Origin of the sequence: Pseudomonas sp. FP2196 (assembly GCF_030687715.1) — a bacterium.
Classification (GTDB): Bacteria; Pseudomonadota; Gammaproteobacteria; order Pseudomonadales; family Pseudomonadaceae; genus Aquipseudomonas.
Genome location: NZ_CP117445.1, coordinates 540,013 through 557,268, shown reverse-complemented (window position 1 = coordinate 557,268; position 17,256 = coordinate 540,013). Strand labels below are relative to the sequence as shown.

Here is a 17,256-nt window from a genome sequence, read left to right as displayed (position 1 = left end):
CCCCATCTGGTAAATCTCTAAAATGCCGGCTTAGAAAGCAACGTTTTACATGAGGATTTGAACCATGAACGCCTACGCCTACCTGGCTATCGCCATTTGCGCCGAAGTGATAGCCACCGTTTCGATGAAAGCCGTCAAAGGTTTCAGCACACCGCTGCCGCTGCTGCTGGTGATCGTCGGCTACGGGATCGCCTTCTGGATGCTGACGCTGGTAGTGCGCACGGTGCCGGTGGGCGTCGCTTACGCGGTATGGGCCGGGATGGGCATTGTGATGGTCAGCGTTGCGGCGCTGTTTATTTATGGGCAGAAGCTGGATATCCCGGCGATGCTGGGGATGGCGTTGATTGTGCTGGGTGTCGTCGTGATCCAGCTCTTCTCGAAAACCGCCGGGCACTGACGGGCAATCACAATCCTTGTGGGAGCGAGCTTGCACCCGAATACGGTGTAACAGGCGCCAACTATGCCTACTGACCCTCCCTCTTCGCGAGCAAGCTTCCACACATTGGTTTTGCGTCAGCCCTATTGATCATCGACAAATCCTCCTCTTTCCCGAGTCTGTATACTGCGCCCTCGTCTTGAACACTGAGGTCGTTGCATGCCATCCGTTATTTCCACCGACGTTCTGATTGTCGGCGCTGGTGTCGCCGGCCTCTGGCTGAACGCGCGTCTGCGCCGCCAGGGTTTTTCGACCGTGCTGGTGGAAAGCGCCAGCCTCGGCGGCGGGCAGAGTGTGAAATCACAAGGCATCATCCACGGCGGCGCCAAGTACGCGTTGCACGGTGCGCTGACGGGCGCCTCGGAAGCCATCGCCGACATGCCGCGCCGCTGGCGTGAAGCACTGGCCGGTGACGGCGAGCTGGATCTTTCCGGCGTTCGTCTGCTTTCCGAAGCACATTACCTGTGGTCGCCGGGCACCCTCGCCGGCAACCTCACCAGTTTCTTCGCCAGTAAAGCCGTGCGTGGCCGTGTCGATCAGGTCAAGGGCGAGCAATTGCCGCCGGCGCTGCAAGACAAGCGCTTCAAGGGCAAGGTCTATCGTCTCGCCGAACTGGTGATCGACGTACCGAGTCTGATCCAGCGTCTGGCCGATCTGGCCGGTGATGGATTGCTCGCCGGGCAAACCATCGAGCCGCTGCTGGAGGCTGGCGTGCTGGTCGGCCTGAAAGTCGACGGTCGCGAGATCCGCGCCCAGCGCATCGTCCTCAGCGCCGGCGCCGGCACTGCCGATCTGCTCACCGCTCTTGGCCTGAGTTACCCGGCCATGCAACGCCGCCCATTGCACATGATCATCGCCAAGGGCCCGGGCCTGAAACCGCTTTACGCCCACTGCCTGGGCGGCGGCACCAAGCCGCGCATCACCGTCACCACCCACCCGGCCGCTGATGGCCAGTGGGTCTGGTACATGGGCGGCGACATTGCCGAGAGCGAAGGCGTGAACCGCGAGCCAGCCGAACAGATCGCTACCGCGCAAAAAGAAATCTCGCAGTTGCTGCCATGGATCGACCTCAGCACCACGCAATGGGCAACCCTGCGTGTCGACCGTGCCGAGCCGCTGCAAACCGGCCTGACGCGCCCGGACAACGCCTTTCTCGCCGAAGAGGGGCGCTTGCTGGTTGGCTGGCCAACCAAACTGGCACTGGCACCAGACTTCGCTGATCGGGTGATCGCCTCGCTGCAACGCGACGGCATCCAGCCGCAAGCCACTGAACCACTGCCACCTCTGCCAAAACCGCCGATGGGCTTGCCTGCCTGGGAGCAACTGCTGCCATGACGATAGCGACCCTGCACGACTTGCACCGCCCGCTGGGCAGCACCGGCCTGTTGGTTTCGCCACTGGGCCTGGGCACGGTCAAACTTGGTCGCGACCAAGGCGTGAAATACCCCAACGGCTTTCAGATTCCCGATGACGATGACGCGCGCCGGCTACTCAAGCTCAGCCGCGATATGGGCATCAACCTGATCGACACCGCGCCGGCCTACGGCCGCAGCGAAGAGCGCCTCGGCCCGCTGTTGCGCGGCCAGCGCAATGACTGGGTGATCGTCAGCAAGGTCGGCGAAGAGTTTGCCGACGGCCTGTCGCGCCATGACTTCAGCGCAGCGCACACGCGGATGTCAGTGGAGCGCAGCCTGCAACGTCTGGAAACGGATTTCATCGATCTGGTGCTGGTGCATTCTGACGGCAACGACATGGCCATCCTTGAGCACGAGGAGGTTTACGCCACACTTGCGACGCTCAAGGCTGAGGGCAAGATTCGCGGCTTCGGCTTCTCCGGCAAAACCGTCGAAGGCGGATTGAAAGCACTGGAGCAAGGCGACTGCGCGATGGTCACCTACAATCTGAACGAACAAAACGAGAAAGCTGTCATTGACTATGCTGCTGCCCACGGCAAAGCCATTCTGGTGAAAAAAGCCCTGGCCAGTGGTCACGTTTGCCTGAGTCCAGGCGTCGACCCGGTGCGCGCCAGCTTCGAGTTGCTGTTTGCACAGCCTGGCGTGGCCAGTGCTATTGTCGGAACGATCAATCCGCTGCACCTCGCCCACAACGTTGCGACCGTTGCCCAGGTCCTTCGTGGTCACTGACGCCGCCCCGCGGCCTTAAGCAGGAGCCGATATGCCGCGCACGCTCATCAGAAAGAACCCGAGCAACTTCAAGACCCTGCCCCTGTACGTAGAAGCTACGCCCGAAGGCCTGACCTATCAGAGCGTCGGCATGCCGCTGAACTTCGCGCAGACCTTGCAACGACGCAAACCGGTCAGCGTGGCGGACGCCGAGCGCTTCTCGCTGGAGCTGGCCAATCTCGGGGTTTCGGTGCGCCTGACCCTGCATTGGCAAAATCGCGATTACTGGGTGTTGGTGCGTCAGCGGCGGCAGGATCGCGGCGATGTGGTGCTCAAGCTGATTTCCGGTTACGTGCCGGCCCACGAACTGAATATTCCGCTGCACACGGCCATTCAAGAGATCGCCGAAGAGTGTTTGCTGGAAACCCCGGAGGGCTGGCTCGGCGGGCGATTCAACGACACCTGGCTGCCGGCGCCCTACTCGGCCGCGCTGCATTATCGCGAGGCCTTGCCATTTCGCCTGACGCCCCTTTCCGGCTCGGCGCGCCCCATTCGTTGTGCCAATCTGCAATTGCTCGAACGGCCGCGAGCCTACGTGCACCTGCCGACCGCTTCATTGCAATTGATCTACGATCTGCGCCTGGACGTGCCCAAGGAAGCCAAATCCCTGAGCCTGTTCCACGTCGATGAGCGTCTGGAAGGCGATCAACTGGTGGCGCGGCTCGACCGCAAACGCCCCGACCTGTACTTGATGCCGCTCAAGGACGGCGCGCCACTGGCCGAGCTGTACACCCTCAAGCGCGACAAACTCTTGCCGGCGAGCACCCGCGGACTTTATCTGGCAGAGAGTTTCGCGACCCAGGAAGGCTGGGTCGTACGCGACGAGCGGATTCGCTGGAAAGACTGGGTCGTGCAACAGGGCCTGCAACCGGCAAAGCCGCCTCGGGCGGGACTCAAGCAATTGAGTCTGAAGGCATTGCGCCTGGTGGGCATCGGCAAGAAACGCGCGAGCAAATAGCCGGTTAGCGCCGGCGATCCATCCATGTGCGCAACGTGGCGAAGAAATGGAAATAGCGGTTTTCGCGCTTGCCCATGCCGCGCTTGGGCGAAAACGACTCTTCGGCAAAGGCGCCGGTGATTCGCACCCGGGACGCCTGAGTTGTCAGCGTGCAGACTTTGGCGCCCGCCTCCAGCAATGCGTACTTGAGCAGACGCTCGGAATGCAGCTTGCGCCCAGTTGCCTTGCAAAAATCAAAGATGCGCTCGATCCGCTTGCCATACGCGACGTAGGTGTCGCGTCCACAAATGGCAAAACGGTCGTTCAACCCGCCCCACCACTGCCAATCCGGAATGTAGGCATTGCGCCGACGGACCTCAGGATGGTTGAACACATAGCCGGGGAGCGGGTTGTGAAAGAAATTGTCCGGACGCACGAACACCACGAAATCAGGATCGAAAGATTCGATCAGGGTGGTCACGGTGTGCAGTGAGTTGAGCTGATAGATCAGGTTGCGCAGCGACGCGTAGTCATCGGCCCAGGTATCACCCTGCGCTTTGACCTGCTCGAAATCCCAGCGGTCCAGCACGCCTTCGGTGGAAGTCAGCGCGCCGGTCATCGAGTCGAACGGCTGATAGTTGTCAGCCGCCAACTGCCCCTGCTCGCCAGACCGCGCGTTCTGCACTTCATCGATTTTGTACAGGTGATAAAAGCACTGCACGTCACTGCCGGCAGGCAACTGCGCCAGTACGTTTTGCTCGATGGACGGGAAGCAAATCTGCGAGTTTCTCGGGATCCCGAAAAAAGCCACGGCAATTTTCAACACTCAACAGCACCTATTTATTTTTGGCGAAACAGCTTTTGCCACCAGCGACGGGGTGGCAAAGGCACCACGATGACGTCCGACTTCTGCAGCCACTCGCGCTCGTAATCCCAGGCATGCCCGCCCCAGAGTTTTCCCGCTTCGTTGGAAAACCCCAGGGTCATGAGCTGATAGGTATAGCCGGCATGAGCGCGCAACCAGTCGAACAGCACCAGCGTGTTGAAACCGGTGGACGGCCCGACATAGCGCTTGCCACCCGGCCGGTCGACCGGGTAGTTCCACAGTGGCGGCAACGGGATGCGATCCCAATACATGGCTACTCGCGGCAGCGGACACATCGGAGCAGCGCAGCCGACCAGCATGGTGAAACAGCGCTCGCGCGACTGCTCTAACAGTCGCTGCACGTCCGGCCCGCCGGGCAGGCCGAAAAAGTACGCATCCGGGGCGTTGTAGCCATGCACGAAGACATTCACGCTTTGCGCGTCAAGCAGCGACGCCTTGATGCAGTTGTTGAAACTGACGACGACGTCCTCGACGCCGATGTGCAGCGCCTGAAAGTCCGCCGCCGTGATGGCCGGATTATTGGCAATCAGCACGACCCGAGCCGCGCGGCTCAGGCGCTCGCGCAATGCCTCGGGCAATGCCCCCAAAACAGACTGATCACCACCAGGCAGCGCATCCAGCGCCATGTGTTCGTCCGTCATTCAGACCGGCACCTTCATGCCGTAACGCAGCTTCACCCAGAAACGTGTGAACGCAGATGGCACTTGCCATGGGCGCATCTCGCGCTGGATTTCAGCGGCCAGGGCCTGCCCGACACGGGCGAAGGAATAGCGACTTTCTGCAAACGCCTGGCCATTACTGGCGATCCGCTGCGCCAGTTCCGGGTCGCCCTGCAGCAGTTTGATCTTCTCCACCGCCTCGTCTTCGCTGCGATAAAACACGGTGTTGTGCATGTCTTCGAAACCGAGCAACTGGTCTTCTTCGCCCTGGCTCCAGGCCAGCAAGACACAACCACAAGCCATGGCTTCGAAGTTCTTGATCATGAACTCGTTCATGCCGATGTCGGCGCTGACGAAGATCTTGATGCGATTGAGCGTTTCCAGGTATTCGGAGCCCGATTTGGTACGCGTCACCAACATGCCGGTGCGCTGCGCCAGGGATTCGAGCAGCGCCTTGCGTTGGGCGTATTCGGTGCTTTTCAGGCTGCCGAGAAAACCGATGGGAATGTCGCGCTCGGTACCGGTGTTGCGCAGCATCTGCTCGTCGTAACCCTTGGAGACGAACACCGTGTCGATACCTTCAGCGAGCATCTTGCGTGCCACGACTGCCCCGGACACCAGCGCCCGGCAGCTAGGCAACCGGCTGTAGAGACGCGAATAAACACCCCGGTATTTACTGGCCGGCATGTAGTTCTGATAGGCGTCGTGCTCGAGGAAAACCAGCCCGGGAATGCACTTGAGCACCCGCAACTGCGGCGCCAGGCGCTTGACCCGGGAGAAGATCACCACGCGATCAAAGGTCTGATAATCAACCGAGGCCAGAAACAGCCCCAGGTTCATCTGTTGCTTTTTGCTCAGCCGATAGATGACACATTCATCACAGTTCTGCTGCACGATGTCGTAGAGCCGGTCAAGAATGACCCGCTGCTCGTCCATCACCAGTAGCATGACTTTCATAGATTAATCGACCACGCGACGTAGGCAGGCAAGCGCAGCGGATCCAACCCTGCCAACATCAACGGAAACGGTTAGATCCCCAAGGCAAAATCCGTTCACACGCAGTACACAACGGTAAAAATTCATCTGATCAGCGACTGCGAATTTTTTCGACAATCGCAGTTGTCGAGCTGTTTTCAACCAGTCCCAGCACTTTCACGGTGCCGCCATAAGCCGTCACGATGTCGGCGCCGACAACCTGGTCGATTCCGTAATCGCCACCCTTGACCAGTACGTCCGGTTTGACCTCGCGCAGCAGGTTCTCCGGCGTGCCTTCAGAGAAGCTGATGACCCAGTCGACCGCCCCAAGCCCGGCCAGCACAGCCATGCGCCGGTCGACGCTGTTGATCGGACGCCCCGGCCCTTTCAGACGGCTGACCGAAGCATCGTCGTTGACTGCGACAATCAGGCGATCGCCCTGGGCCCGCGCCTGTTCCAGATAGGTCACATGGCCGGCATGCAGGATGTCGAAGCAGCCGTTGGTGAAGACGATTTTTTCGTTATGCGCGCGAGCATCGGCCACCGCAAGCAGCAACTGCTCCAGACCCAATACACCCCGCTCGGAACCTTCCTCACGCTGAATGGCGCGACGCAGTTCCGGGGCGCTGATGGCCGCTGTACCGAGCTTGCCGACCACGATGCCTGCCGCGAGGTTGGCCAACGCCACCGCATGAGGCAGATCCTCGCCCGCCGCAATGGCCGCCGCCAGGGTGGAAATCACTGTGTCACCGGCACCGGTCACGTCGAACACTTCACGGGCCCGGGCCGGCAGGTGCAGCGCAGGCTGGTCAGGACGCAGCAGGGTCATGCCATGCTCACCGCGAGTCACCAGCAGAGCGCCGAGTTCCAGGTCGTGCATCAGCGTCGCACCCTTGCTGACCAGCTCATGCTCATCGACACAACCGCCGACGATGGCTTCGAATTCGCTGAGGTTCGGGGTGATCAGGCTGGCGCCACGGTAGATCGAGAAATCCTTGCCTTTCGGGTCGGCCAGCACCGGAATATTCTTCGCGCGTGCCGCCTGGATCAATGCCTGATGGTTTTTCAGCGCGCCTTTGCCGTAATCGGACAACACCAGCACCTTGATGCCTTCCAGCAGGTCGTCGACCTGGGAGCCAAGGGCCAGAGCGTCGGTGGCAAACGGTTCTTCGAAGTCGATACGCAGCAATTGCTGGTGCCGGCTCATGACCCGCAGCTTGACGATGGTTGGCTGATGCGCAATGCGCTGGAACAAGGCTCGCACGCCCGCGCCCTTGAGGCTATTGCTCAGGCTGTCGGCAGCTTCGTCGTCACCGGTCACACCGACCAGGGACGCCGGCGCACCCAGCGCGGCAATGTTCAAGGCAACGTTCGCGGCACCGCCCGGACGATCTTCGATTTGCTCGACTTTAACGACCGGCACCGGGGCCTCAGGGGAAATCCGTGAGGTTCCGCCATGCCAGTAACGGTCGAGCATGACATCGCCGACTACCAAGACCGGGGCTTGATCGAAACGCGGCATGGACAACTTCATGGAGCAACCCACATACAAAATGAACAGGGGCGCGATATTAACACAGGGTAAAGCGCCGTCCGCCTCAATCTGAAAGGTCGCGCACCCAGAACAACTCATGACGCCGGACAGCCTTGCGGAAAAACTCGTTACTGCCCGTTACAGGCCAGCGACGACCCGCCAAAGCGTGCTGGATCCAGCGTCGCAGTTGGCGCTTGAGCACTGGCCCATCCTGCAAGTCGTGCTCCATGGCCAGCGCCATGGCCTTGTCCAGTTGCACGTCCGCCGACAGCAGCGGGCTCCACAAGCGGTCGGACGGCAAGGGCTCGATGGCCGGCGGCAACGCGATACCGGCACCGGCAGGCCCCATTGGCCAGCGGTCGTTGTCATGCAGATGATTGGCGTACATGAGCAAAGTTTTGGGTTTCCAGTCGCTCAGGGCAATCGCCGCAAGCAGTGCCTGGGTGGAGGCAACGTGGTCGCTGTGCGGATCCAGCTCAGGATGCGGCGTCACCACTACCTCTGGACGATAGTGTTCCAGCAGCGCGGTCACGTCTGCGACCAGATTCTGCCAGGTCGGCTGCCCATCGGCGTCGGCAGGCAAGATCAGCGGATTGTGTCGGCGCACACTGCGTACATCGCTTTCCTGCGACTCACGGGAACCGAACGCCGTGGCCGGTTCTGCGGCCATCGCTGGCAATTGCAGGCAGTAATAACCCAATTGCACGCAACGTTCGGCCGGCACGCCGCCCCATAAAGGAATAACGAGACTGTCCCAACTGCGTAAACGCCCCTTCAGCCGGGCAGCGGCGGCTTGATCAAGGCCCAGTGACTGGAAGTTTTCAGCCTCGATTTCGCCTTGGGTCAGGGTGACGATGCTAACGTCTTCACTGCGGCTGTAGAGGCCGAATGCAGCGAGTTCCGCATCATCGGCATGGGGCGCAATGACCATCACGCGCTGACGGGTGTAATCGGGATTGGCCATGACCCACAGCGTGCCCGTGGCACCCAGCGCGCAATACCGGCCGCGCAGCGTCAGCGCGCCTTGACTCAGCGTATCCGCCTGCCCGGAAAGATTCAGGAAACGCCGCCCCTTGACCCCACGCTCGAAGTCCTGACGATCATTACCCACCTGAACGTAAGGATCGAGCCAGCGCCCCAGCCAGCCGGACTTCAATTCAAGCTCGAGAATGAGCGTTTCGCCCGGCGCCAACGGGCCGCTCAGGCGCACCACGCCGCCGTCCAGGCTTACCTGCTGACGCGCAGCATTCGCTGGAAAGTCGTATCGATAGTCGTCGGAGGGCCGGTAAAACAAGTGATCGGCAAACCATGCCTCGTGGGCAACCCAGGCCAGCACCAGCAACAGCGGCACCAGCCACCAGCCGATCAGGAGTCCGATCACCAGCAGCGCAACCAGGAACGCGACAAGGAACATCCGCTTGTTGCGCCGGTGAACCTTGAGTAGCTGTTGCTTGCGAGCGCTCATCAATTCAGACCTTGTAGACCGGCACCGTGTGGCACCAGCGATCCTTGTACTCACGGTCAGCACGACCGAATGAATAGCGCAGAGGCTTGCCCAGTGCCTGAGCATCGGCCCAGGCCTGCTGGGTATTGACGAAACTCAGTACGCTACCGGGGCTGAACTCACGACTCTGCGGGTCGACGCCACCATTGATGTATTCCAGCGAAACCCATTGCGGCGCCTCGACGCGGTACAGCACCTGAATGGCCACCGGCGCCGATTCGAGCATGGCGACGGAACCCGTCATGAATTCGCGCAACAGTGTAAAGACTTCTACTAGCCCGGCCTTGCCCGGCACTTCAAAGCCCCAGCGACGCTGGAACAGATCAGCGTATGCCTGCGCCTGCTCTGGGGCAGAAAACTCGGACATCGGCACCAGCGAACCACCCGCCTCTTCCAGCAACCGCTGCTCGCGACGCTGGTTGTAGCGGAACTTCTTCGAATACTCTTCCGGCAATCGGGCCAAGGCCAGGCCCTCCGGCTGCACTTTCAAGGTGCTGATCTGCTCGGCATTGAGCTGGGAGACATAAGCCATGCGCTGGCGAACCGGGACGACGACATCGGGCGCGATCGGCAGAATGATTTCGGCATTGCCCATGTCCAGCAACCCACGCTTGCCCTCGCGCTTGAGCACTTCCTTGGACAAGGCGACATGACGCCCCCAGCAGGGAATGGCGGCGACAACATCGCCACCAACGATCCAGCCCAGATAGCGCAGTTCGATACCCACGAACGTCGACAGGCGCTCGACCACCTCGGGATGCGTCGCGAAGCTGCCGCCGAAACGTTGCCATGCCCGGGCGTAGGCGTCCCGGTCGATCTCCGTCCAGCCACGTTCACGAAAGCTGCGAAACATCGTCAGCATAGGTTGGTCGCGTGGGCCGGCTGAACTTCATCACCCTCTTCAAACTCTTTGGCGTGCAGACGGGAGTAATAGCCGTTCTGCTCCAGCAGTTGTGCGTGGGTGCCGCGTTCAACGATCCGGCCTTCATCCATGACCAGAATCAGGTCAGCCTTCTCGATGGTGCTCAGGCGGTGCGCAATCACCAGGGTCGTGCGGTTCTGCACCACATGATCCAACGCTGCCTGAATATGCCGCTCCGACTCGGTATCGAGGGCTGAAGTGGCTTCATCGAGTATCAACAGCGGCGCATCCTTGAGAAGCGCCCGAGCGATGGCGATACGCTGACGCTGGCCGCCGGAAAGCAGCACGCCGTTTTCGCCGACCATGGTTTCATAGCCCTGCGGCATCTTGACGATGAACTCGTCGGCATAGGCCTCGGAAGCAGCACGCTTGACCTCTTCGAAAGGCGCGCCCGCCAAATCGCCGTACGCGATGTTGTTGGTCACCGTATCGTTGAACAGCGTGACCGCCTGGGTTACCAGAGCGATCTGACGACGAAGACTGCGCAAGGTGAAATCCTGCACTTGGACGCCATCGAGCAGAATTTGTCCCTGTTCGTGCTGATAAAAACGCGGAATCAGTCCGGCAAGGGTGGACTTGCCGCTGCCTGAACGGCCAACCAATGCGACCATTTGCCCTGGCTCCACGACAAAGCTGATGTCGTTGAGCACCTGCTTGTCGGTGTCCGGGTACTGGAAGCTGAGATTGCGCACTTCCAGTCGGCCTTCAAGACGATCGCGCTCGACCGTGCCTTGATCCACTTCAGCCGGCTCATCCAGTTGCTCGAAAATACTCTCGGCACCGGCCACGCCCTTCTGGATGGTAGAGCTGACTTCGGAGAGCTGACGAATAGGCTTGGGCAACAAACCGGCCATGGTGATGTAAGCCACCAGATCACCCGGTGATGCGTCACCACGAAGGTACAGCACAAGGAACATGACCACGGCCATGGCGCTGTAAGTCACCAGTTGCAGCATCGGGGTGTAGACCGCGCCGGTCTTGGTCATCGTCAGTTGCTTGTCGGTGTTGCTCTGACTGGCATCACGAAAGCGCGTCTTCTCGTAGAGTTCGCCACCGAAACTGCGCACAACGCGATAACCATGGATCGTCTCGGAAGCGACGTGCGTAACGTTGCCCATCGACACCTGGATCTTTTTGCTTTGCTTGCGGAATTTCTTGCTGGTGCTGTTCACCATGATGCCGATCACCGGCAGGATGGCCACCATCACCAGGGTGAGTTTCCAGTTCATCCACAACAGAGTGCAGAACAGGAAAATCACGGTCATGCCTTCACGGATGACCACTTTGATCGCGTCCGTCGCCGCACCGGTGACCATCGTCACGTTAAAGGTGATCCGGGAAATCAGGTGTCCGGAGTTGTTCTTGTCGAAGAAGCGATTAGGCAGCTCCAGCAGCTTGTTGAAAAGCACAACCCGAAGGTCGTGCACCAGCCCCAGGGAAACCCGGGCCAGAAAAAAGTTGCCCAGGTACGACCCCACGCCCTGCAACAGAGCAATGAAGACGATCATCAGTGGCACGGTTTCGAGTAACTGCAACTTGCCCAGATAAGGGTTGCCCGGAAACAGGCTGGCTTCAGGATTGGCCAGACCATCGACAAAGTACTTAAGGATGTAAGCGAGCATCGGCTGAGTCGATGCGAAGATCAGAAACCCGACGATGCTGAGGAGGAAGAGACCGGCATAAGGCCGCACGTAAGCCAATAGGCGGAAGTAGATCGCCAGCGTTGACTGGGCTTTCGGTTCAGGACTGCTCATGGTGATCCGCACAATTCAGTGAGGCGGGGATGATATCACACGCGTTTTTCCCTCGATAAACATGACTTCACGCCAGCCCTTGACCAAGTCGGTTAAGATACGCCGCTAATGATGGGGAGCCAGACATGCAATCGATTGATCACAGCACTTACGAGGCACTGCGCGAAGGTGCACACGTACTGGAAGCCGACGGTTCCGGCGACAAAGTGCTCAGATTGGCCGATGGACGCATGCTCAAGCTATTCCGCCGCAAGCGGCTGCTCAGCTCGGCGCTGCTCTATCCCTACGCGCAACGCTTTGCCGACAACACCCGGGCACTCGAACAGCGCGGCATCCTCTGCCCGAAAGTGATTGCGGTCTATCGCATCCCGAGCATCGAGCGCGACGGCGTGTATTACAGCCCGCTCGCGGGCGACACGGTGCGCCAGTTACAAGGCACCCGCGAAGGCAATGATTCTCTGAGGTTCCAACTGGGCGGGTACTTCGCGCAATTGCACGAGAAAGGTGTGTACTTTCGATCACTGCACTTTGGCAACGTCGTACTGACTCCCGACAACCACTTGGGTCTGATCGATATCGCCGACTTGCGCTGCCAGAAGCGCGCACTCAGCGACAGCAAACGCCTGCGCAATTTCGCCCACTTGCTGCGTTACAAGGAAGACCGGCAGTGGCTGCTGGGGCAGGACGCCGGCAACAGTTTTATTGAAGGTTACCGGCAATCCCTGCCGAGCAACCGGCAGGCGCCACTGATCTCGCGCCTGCGGCCGCTGCTGAGTTAAACCTTAGCGGCCAATGACTACGACCGTTGCACCCTTTCGATTGGCGAAGCGCTCGATGATGCGCAGCTTGTGCGCTTGCAGCCACTCCTTCAGCCAGGGCTCGTCACCCTTGGCCTCGATCACAAAATACCGATAGTCGCCGGCATGCGCTGGCGACAGTGCTTGCTCTTGGGTCAGAGCTGGCAGCACATAGCCGCGACCGGCGTAGTAACTGATCCGCCCATCCTCGAACCAGGTCGGCGCACCCGGCTCCACGTGGGAAGACACCCAGCGGCCCGCGTCGACATAGTGAGTTTTGCCGGCCCCGGTGGAAATGACGTTCGACAGCATCACCAGCAACGCCAAAACAACCAACCACTTGCCCCAACGCGGGAACTCGCGAACAAACGCCGCCAACCCCATCGCCAGTACCGGCACGAACAGCAGATTCAAAAAACTCAGGTAGCGCGTATTCATGAACTGCTGCTTGATGAAAAACAGCACCAGCACCACCAGGTACAGCAACGCCGCCCAAGCGAAGGGGCAATATTCACGCCAGTAGGTACCTAGCACACCCCAGTTGCGACGCAAAATGAACGGGACGGCGAAAGGTCCCATCAATTTCACGAAGCTGATGGTGATGCTCGCCAGGATGCCGAAGAAAACGATCCGCCCCGCTTCGTCCTGGGAGTACTTGTTGATGAGTGAGTTGGCGAATTGATCGCAAAGCATCTCAAACGATGACAGCACGCCGTGGGGGGCAATCATGTCCAGATAAAGCATCACACGCGGCGACAGGAGCACGCCCGATACCGAGATGACCAGCAACCCCAAAACCGGCAGCAGCGAGAACTGAAGAAATTGCAGGCGTCGAGTCGACGACCACAGACTGGGCAATTGCCACAGCGCCAACGCCGGAATCAGCAACAAGGCTTCCAGCCGGAACAAGGCTGCCGCGACGATGGCCAGATGAATGAAGGCTGCACGAAACCAGCCACCACGGGCCTGCCAGCGCAACGCAAGCCAGAGCGTCAGCGTACAGAAAAACCAGAAACCGCATTCACGAATGATGTCATTTCGAAAGGCATTGACCGCTGGCATCGCCAGCACCACCAGACAAGCCCAACGGGTGATGTCGGGCGATCGCTGCCGCACGCAGTCAACCATCAACGCGCCAGTACCGGCAAAAAAGAGCGCACACCAAAGATAGGCGCTCAGCTCCAGCGGCAAACGCAGGACGATATGCGTGCCAGCCAGCAGAAAGGAAAACCAGGGCCAGTCAAACGCTGCCCAAGCCACATTGGGGCCGTGCTCAGTTACCTGTTGCGCAATATCAATGTACAGCGCTGCATCTCGCCCTACAGTCGCGGTGCCCATGACCGCAATCAGCGAGAGCAGCAAGCTGCCAAAAAATGCCAACCATACCGGGTATTCGTCGATGATCCTGGAGACTTTGACTCCCATCTTGCTGCCCGTACCTTTCACCCAGCCACCTCAACACTCATTACCAGGTACGCGCATGCACTGCGCGAACCATTACCGAAACAGCAGCCGCAAAGCCTTGCGAGTGTATGACCAACGCGAAACCGTACGCCAGTCTGCACGCAATGCCTGAAAATAGAAGGTCTTGGCCAAGTCGTACTCGCCATGGGAATAACAATCGCGGAACAACGACAGGCAACGCTGCGCCAGAAATGCCTGCCGCAGGTCGTGCATCCCTTCCGGCATCCGTCGCTTGGAGAACACTTCGCTGACAACCTGCTCGGTACCGGCCGCAAGACTTTGGCGCAAATCATGGCGCATGCTGTCGGCGTGCTTGTAGATAAGTGCCAGAGGCTTGTCCAGAACACTGCAAGGAAAACGCGCCAGCACTTGAGCAAACACTGGCAAGTCCTCGACGTTGCGCAAATGCTCCGGGTAATTACCCGGAACAAATACATCACGATGCATTGCACAGGCGCCGTTGGAAATCGATACGGTCTTGTCCAGCAGGTAGCCCTGCAATCGCTGCCGGGGGGTCAAAGGCAAGGGTTTGGCTGGCTGCAGGCTGCGCCTGCCGTCAGCAAACACCGACAAGTGGGCGCCAATGACCATCCGGCTTTCAGGGTTGCTGGCGATATGTTCTGAAAGTGCAGCCAATGCGCCGGGCGCCATTTCGTCGTCGGAATCAAGGAAAACCAGATACTGACCGGTCGTCTCTTCGATCCCCCGATTGCGCACTGTCGACAAGCCGCCATTGCTTTTGCGCAGCGCGCGAAAACGCCCGCCATGCTTGAGCAGAAGTCTCTCCACTACCTCAGGCGTCTCGTCCGTCGACCCATCGTCGATGACCAACAGATCTGCCGTCGCTTCATCCAGTTGCGCCAACACCGATTCCACTGCACGGGGCAGGGTTCTCGCGTAGTTGTAAACGGGAATCACGACGCTGATCAATGTCTCAGTCAAGACCGTATCCTTTTACACCCTCTTTAACGACCAGAATATCTTCCATGATCAGGTATTCCAGATCGGAGCCGAAAAACATGTTCAGCGCATCGGTCGGAGAGCAGATCATCGGTTCACCTCGACGGTTGAGCGAGGTGTTCAGCGACACGCCATTGCCGGTCAGATTTTCCAGCGCCTTCATCATGTCGTAGTAGCGCGGATTGTACTCGCGCTTGAGCACCTGGGCACGGGACGTACCGTCTTCGTGGACAACTTCCGGCACGCGGGTCTTCCACTCTTCGGCCACTTCAAAGGTGAAGGTCATGAACGGCGCCGGGTGATCGATCTTGATCATCTGTGGAGCAACGGTGTCGAGCATCGACGGGCAGAAAGGCCTCCAGCGCTCGCGGAACTTGATCTGGTGGTTAATACGATCAGCAACGCCGGCCACGCTCGGGCAACCGATGATTGAACGACCACCCAGCGCACGCGGACCGAACTCCATGCGACCCTGGAACCAGGCCACCGGATTGCCCTCGACCATGATTTTGGCGATCTGCTCCGGCATGTTGTCGAGTTTGCGCCAGGCCGGTTTGCTCTCGTGACGGGCGCATGCGGCGATCACGTCTTCGTTGCTGTAGGACGGGCCGAGGTAGACGTGCTCCATCTTCTCGACCGGTACGCCACGGGCGTGGGACACATAGGCTGCGGCGCCAACTGCGGTGCCGGCATCACCGGACGCTGGTTGAACGAACAGTTCCTTGATGTCGTCACGGGCGATAATTTTCTGGTTGAGCTTGACGTTCAACGCACAGCCGCCAGCGAACGCCAGCTTGCCGGTTTCCTTGAGCACATCGCCCAGGTAGTAGTCGATCATCTGCAACGCCAGTTTCTCGAACAGCGCTTGCATGCTCGCGGCGTAGTGGATGTAAGGTTCGTCAGCGATATCGCCCTCACGTTTCGGGCCAAGCCATTCGATCAGCTTCGGCGAGAAGTAGAAACCCTTGCCCTTCTCTTTGTAGCGACGCAGGCCGATCACGTTGGCGTAGTCGGTGTTGATCACCAGTTCGCCGTTCTCAAACGAAGCCAGACGCGAGAAATCGTATTTGCTGGCGTCACCGTATGGCGCCATGCCCATGACCTTGAACTCGCCATCGAGCATCTCGAAACCGAGGAATTCGGTGATCGCACCGTACAGGCCGCCGAGGGAGTCCGGATCGAAGAATTCCTTGATCTTGTGGATCTTGCCGTTTTCGCCATAACCGAAGAAGGTCGTGGCGTACTCGCCCTTGCCGTCGATACCGAGGATCGCGGTTTTCTCTTTGAAACCGGAGCAGTGGTATGCGCTGGAAGCGTGAGCCAAATGATGCTCGACGGGCTCGATCTTGATTTTTTTCGGATCAAAGCCCAGTTGCTCGAGGCACCAGACAATCTTGTTGCGATAGCGCTTGTAGCGACGGTTACCCATCAGGATCGCGTCGAGGGCGCGGTCCGGGGCGTACCAGTACCGCTTGGCATAGTGCCAGCGGGCCTTGCCGAACAGGCTGATCGGGGCGAACGGGATCGCAACCACGTCAACGTCGGACGGCTTGATGCCGGCCTGTTCAAGACAGAACTTCGCCGATTCGTAGGGCATGCGGTTCTTTGCATGCTTATCGCGTACGAAGCGCTCTTCTTCAGCCGCCGCCACCAGCTTGCCGTCGATGTACAAGGCTGCTGAAGGGTCATGGCTAAGGGCGCCGGACAGGCCAAGAATCGTCAATGCCACAGGGGTCTAGCCTCTTTAGTCTGCATGCAGGCGCGATGCGCCTTGAAAATTGATGTGCCCTCGCGCGAGGCGAGAGACAGCTAAAGGGCGGGATTATAGCGTAAACGTGACGGGAATTACCCTGTGCGAATTGCCCCGGAGTGAATGGTTCAGATATACCTTGTCGTTTGGCTCAATAATCGCCCTTGCGCCAATAAATGCTGAGGTGGCCCTCAGTGACCTGCCGATAAATCGTATAGGGCAGCACAACCGTGTCGAATGCACCGGATAGCGGCAAATCCAGCAACACGAAAGGTACGAGGTAGCCGCTTGGATCTGGCGGTGCGTTCAATACGCAGAAGTCGTAGGCCAGACCGCTGTAAATGCGCGGAATGGATTGGCAGTAGGTTTTTTGCTTGCGCATGTCGCGAGCAACGTCGGCATCGTCTTGCAATACCGTCAGAGCGCTGCCGCAGCCTGACAAAACCCATGAAAAAGCGCCCAGCGTCACAGCCTTTTTGATCGTCAAGAGCAGCC

Annotated in this window: 16 protein-coding genes; 5 read left to right on the top strand and 11 right to left on the bottom strand. The window is 59.4% G+C overall.

From position 1 onward, the window contains the following. Positions 1 to 64 precede the first annotated feature (64 nt). The 4 genes from PSH79_RS02455 (at position 65) to PSH79_RS02440 (ending at position 3,577) form a co-directional block, all read left to right on the top strand. Positions 65 to 397: a multidrug efflux SMR transporter gene (locus tag PSH79_RS02455; RefSeq protein WP_187677915.1), complete on the top strand. Its 333-nt coding sequence runs from the start codon at positions 65 to 67 to the stop codon at positions 395 to 397. 198 nt (positions 398 to 595) lie between these two features. Further along, positions 596 to 1,771, top strand: coding sequence for an FAD-binding oxidoreductase (locus PSH79_RS02450; protein WP_305441079.1), 1,176 nt, complete (start codon positions 596 to 598; stop codon positions 1,769 to 1,771). Next, positions 1,768 to 2,580 carry an aldo/keto reductase gene (locus tag PSH79_RS02445; protein WP_305441078.1) on the top strand — a complete coding sequence of 271 codons (813 nt, stop codon included), beginning with the start codon at positions 1,768 to 1,770 and terminating at the stop codon, positions 2,578 to 2,580. The genes PSH79_RS02450 and PSH79_RS02445 overlap by 4 nt, the downstream gene beginning before the upstream one ends. 31 nt (positions 2,581 to 2,611) lie before the next feature. After that, positions 2,612 to 3,577: a metal ABC transporter ATPase gene (locus PSH79_RS02440; protein ID WP_305441077.1), complete on the top strand. Its 966-nt coding sequence runs from the start codon at positions 2,612 to 2,614 to the stop codon at positions 3,575 to 3,577. A gap of 4 nt (positions 3,578 to 3,581) precedes the next feature. On the opposite strand, the gene PSH79_RS02435 is transcribed toward PSH79_RS02440, so the two are convergent. The 7 genes from PSH79_RS02435 to msbA all read right to left on the bottom strand — a co-directional run bounded on the left by PSH79_RS02435 (position 3,582) and on the right by msbA (position 11,790). Then, positions 3,582 to 4,382, bottom strand: a complete 801-nt coding sequence (locus PSH79_RS02435) for a hypothetical protein (RefSeq protein WP_305441076.1) — start codon at positions 4,380 to 4,382, stop codon at positions 3,582 to 3,584. A gap of 14 nt (positions 4,383 to 4,396) precedes the next feature. Beyond that, on the bottom strand, positions 4,397 to 5,083 hold the full coding sequence (locus PSH79_RS02430; protein ID WP_305441074.1) for a hypothetical protein: 687 nt from the start codon (positions 5,081 to 5,083) through the stop codon (positions 4,397 to 4,399). After that, a complete protein-coding gene (locus PSH79_RS02425; RefSeq protein ID WP_305441073.1) occupies positions 5,084 to 6,058 on the bottom strand; it encodes a glycosyltransferase in 975 nt (324 codons plus the stop codon). A gap of 130 nt (positions 6,059 to 6,188) precedes the next feature. After that, positions 6,189 to 7,610 carry a bifunctional D-glycero-beta-D-manno-heptose-7-phosphate kinase/D-glycero-beta-D-manno-heptose 1-phosphate adenylyltransferase HldE gene (gene hldE, locus PSH79_RS02420; RefSeq protein WP_305441072.1) on the bottom strand — a complete coding sequence of 474 codons (1,422 nt, stop codon included), beginning with the start codon at positions 7,608 to 7,610 and terminating at the stop codon, positions 6,189 to 6,191. 64 nt (positions 7,611 to 7,674) lie between these two features. After that, positions 7,675 to 9,075: a PIG-L deacetylase family protein gene (locus PSH79_RS02415; RefSeq protein WP_305441071.1), complete on the bottom strand. Its 1,401-nt coding sequence runs from the start codon at positions 9,073 to 9,075 to the stop codon at positions 7,675 to 7,677. 4 nt (positions 9,076 to 9,079) lie between these two features. Further along, positions 9,080 to 9,976, bottom strand: coding sequence for a GNAT family N-acetyltransferase (locus tag PSH79_RS02410; RefSeq protein ID WP_305441070.1), 897 nt, complete (start codon positions 9,974 to 9,976; stop codon positions 9,080 to 9,082). Further along, a complete protein-coding gene (gene msbA / locus PSH79_RS02405) occupies positions 9,970 to 11,790 on the bottom strand; it encodes a lipid A export permease/ATP-binding protein MsbA (protein ID WP_305441069.1) in 1,821 nt (606 codons plus the stop codon). The genes PSH79_RS02410 and msbA overlap by 7 nt, the downstream gene beginning before the upstream one ends. A 125-nt stretch (positions 11,791 to 11,915) precedes the next feature. Between msbA and PSH79_RS02400 the strand changes: the two genes are divergently transcribed. Beyond that, entirely contained in the window at positions 11,916 to 12,569 is a 654-nt protein-coding gene (locus PSH79_RS02400; protein ID WP_305441068.1) for a toluene tolerance protein, read from the top strand. Between the two features lie 3 nt (positions 12,570 to 12,572). On the opposite strand, the gene PSH79_RS02395 is transcribed toward PSH79_RS02400, so the two are convergent. The 4 genes from PSH79_RS02395 to PSH79_RS02380 form a co-directional block, all read right to left on the bottom strand. Further along, positions 12,573 to 14,012 carry a hypothetical protein gene (locus PSH79_RS02395; RefSeq protein ID WP_305441067.1) on the bottom strand — a complete coding sequence of 480 codons (1,440 nt, stop codon included), beginning with the start codon at positions 14,010 to 14,012 and terminating at the stop codon, positions 12,573 to 12,575. Positions 14,013 to 14,084: 72 nt separating this feature from the next. Continuing rightward, complete coding sequence (locus PSH79_RS02390; RefSeq protein WP_305441065.1) at positions 14,085 to 14,993, bottom strand: glycosyltransferase family A protein; 909 nt, start codon at positions 14,991 to 14,993, stop codon at positions 14,085 to 14,087. Next, on the bottom strand, positions 14,986 to 16,740 hold the full coding sequence (locus PSH79_RS02385) for a carbamoyltransferase (protein WP_187677929.1): 1,755 nt from the start codon (positions 16,738 to 16,740) through the stop codon (positions 14,986 to 14,988). Before PSH79_RS02385 ends, PSH79_RS02390 begins: the two co-directional genes overlap by 8 nt. A 172-nt stretch (positions 16,741 to 16,912) precedes the next feature. Further along, entirely contained in the window at positions 16,913 to 17,248 is a 336-nt protein-coding gene (locus PSH79_RS02380) for a YceK/YidQ family lipoprotein (protein WP_305443852.1), read from the bottom strand. Between the last annotated feature and the right edge of the window lie 8 nt (positions 17,249 to 17,256).